We start from the raw sequence: 1,731 nt of genomic DNA, 5'->3' as shown, positions 1-1,731 counted from the left end.
CGCCACGGCGGCCATGAAGAGCAGGGTGAGCGCCGCGGTCACGAGCCCGAGGAGGGCGCAGGTCAGCAACGTGCGGCGGCCCAGCCCCCGCGGACGCACGACCACGGCGAGGAGCAGCCCGGCCCAGGCCAGCCGCAGCCATGCGGTGCCGTCGGTGCCGAGCCGGTCGACCAGCCCCACGGACACGGCGAGACCGAGCTGGACACAGGTCATGGCGACGACCGCGAACGCGGTGCCGGATCGGGTGCTCACGCCGTCCAGTAGAGGTCAGCGGCACCGTTCGCGTCCACGTGACTTCTCTGCACACACCGTTCATGATTCGTGAATGGAGACGCGGCGCCTCGAGCTGCTGGTCGCGCTGGCCCGGCTCAGCTCGATGCGCGCGGTGGCGGACGAGCTGGGGGTCACCACGTCGACCGTCTCGCAGCAGATCGCCGCGCTCGCGCAGGAGGCAGGCACCGCGCTGCTGGAGCCGGTCGGCCGCCGGGTCCGGCTCACCCCCGCCGGACGACGGCTGGCGGACCACGGGGTCACGATCCTCGCGGCCGTCGACGCGGCCCGGCTGGACCTGGACCCCGCCGCCGAGCCCGCAGGGACCGTGCGGGTCGCGGGTTTCGCCACGGCGATCCGCCGCTCGCTGCTCCCGCTGCTCGCCTCGCTCGAGGGCACCGCGGTGCGCATGCTCATCGCCGAGCACGAGCCCGCCGAGGCCCTGGACCTGCTCACCGCCGACGCCGTCGACCTCGCCCTGGTCTACGACTACGCGCTCGCACCGCGGACCTTCGACGACCGCGTGGAGGCCACTCCGCTGTGGACGGTGCGGTGGGGTCTCGGGGTACCCGCGGAGGGCGCGCCTGCGGACCTGCCCGCCGTGGCCACCGTGGACCGCTACCGCTCGCACGACTGGATCGTGAACTCCCGCAACGACGCGGACGAGCGCGTGGTCGCCGCACTGGCGGCCCACGCGGGCTTCACCCCCCGGATCGCGCACCGCGCGGACAGCCTCGACCTCGTCCAGGACCTGGTCGCCGCCGGGCTCGGGGTGGGGCTGCTGCCGGAGGGCGGGCCGGTGCGCGCAGGCGTGCGGCTCCTCCCGCTGCGCGAGCCGGACGTGCTGCTGCGGGCCTTCGCCGTCGTGGGCCGCGGGCGGGCCGCGTGGGCGCCGTTGGCGCTGGTGGCGGGCAGGCTGCACGGCCCACCATGATCGGGCGGACGCGATGTACGGTCTGCACGAGCCCGACCCAAGGAGACCCATGGCCCTCTACGCCGTGACCTACTCGTACACCGACGACGACGACACGCTCGACCGCGTTCGCCCCGAGCACCGCGAGTACCTGCGCGGGCTCGTCGACCAGGAGCACCTCGTGCTCTCCGGCCCCTGGGCCTCCGGCGAGCTGCCCGGCGCGCTGCTGCTGTTCCAGGCGGACACCCGAGACGCGGTCGAGGGGTTCGTGGCCAAGGACCCGTTCACCGAGGCCGGCGTGATCAGCGAGTACTCGGTCACCGAGTGGGAGCCGGTGATGGGCTCGCTCTACAGCGAGCTCTGAGCCCTACGCCCCCAACCCGGACCTGAGGTCGGCGAGGGTCCGGGCGAGCAGCCGGGACACGTGCATCTGCGAGATGCCCAGGCGCTCCGCGATCTGGGTCTGGGTCATGTCGCCGAAGAAGCGCAGCATGAGGATGTCCCGCTCGCGCGCGGGCAGCCGGTCCAGCAGCGGGCGCAGCGCCTCC

At 74.1% G+C, this 1,731-nt stretch carries 3 protein-coding genes and 1 pseudogene; 2 read left to right on the top strand and 2 right to left on the bottom strand.

From position 1 onward, the window contains the following. A pseudogene (locus tag H5J29_RS31525) lies at nt 1-252 on the bottom strand (EamA family transporter); the annotation flags it as partial. Nucleotides 253-325: 73 nt separating this feature from the next. Between H5J29_RS31525 and H5J29_RS31520 the strand changes: the two are divergent. Both H5J29_RS31520 and H5J29_RS31515 read left to right on the top strand, forming a co-directional pair. Further along, nucleotides 326-1,204: a LysR family transcriptional regulator gene (locus H5J29_RS31520; RefSeq protein ID WP_181784577.1), complete on the top strand. Its 879-nt coding sequence runs from the start codon at nt 326-328 to the stop codon at nt 1,202-1,204. A 49-nt stretch (nt 1,205-1,253) separates the two neighbouring features. Beyond that, on the top strand, nt 1,254-1,547 hold the full coding sequence (locus H5J29_RS31515; RefSeq protein WP_181784576.1) for a YciI family protein: 294 nt from the start codon (nt 1,254-1,256) through the stop codon (nt 1,545-1,547). A gap of 3 nt (nt 1,548-1,550) precedes the next feature. Here the strand turns inward: H5J29_RS31515 and H5J29_RS31510 are convergent. After that, nucleotides 1,551-1,731, bottom strand: a 181-nt coding sequence (locus H5J29_RS31510) for a sigma-70 family RNA polymerase sigma factor (RefSeq protein WP_181784575.1), incomplete at its 5' end; no start/stop codon positions are given.

The sequence above is a fragment of the Pseudonocardia pini genome (assembly GCF_013870575.1).
Taxonomy (GTDB): Bacteria; Actinomycetota; Actinomycetes; order Mycobacteriales; family Pseudonocardiaceae; genus Pseudonocardia; species Pseudonocardia pini.
Note: the sequence above shows the minus strand (reverse complement) of the source record. Positions and strands in the feature narration are given on the sequence as shown.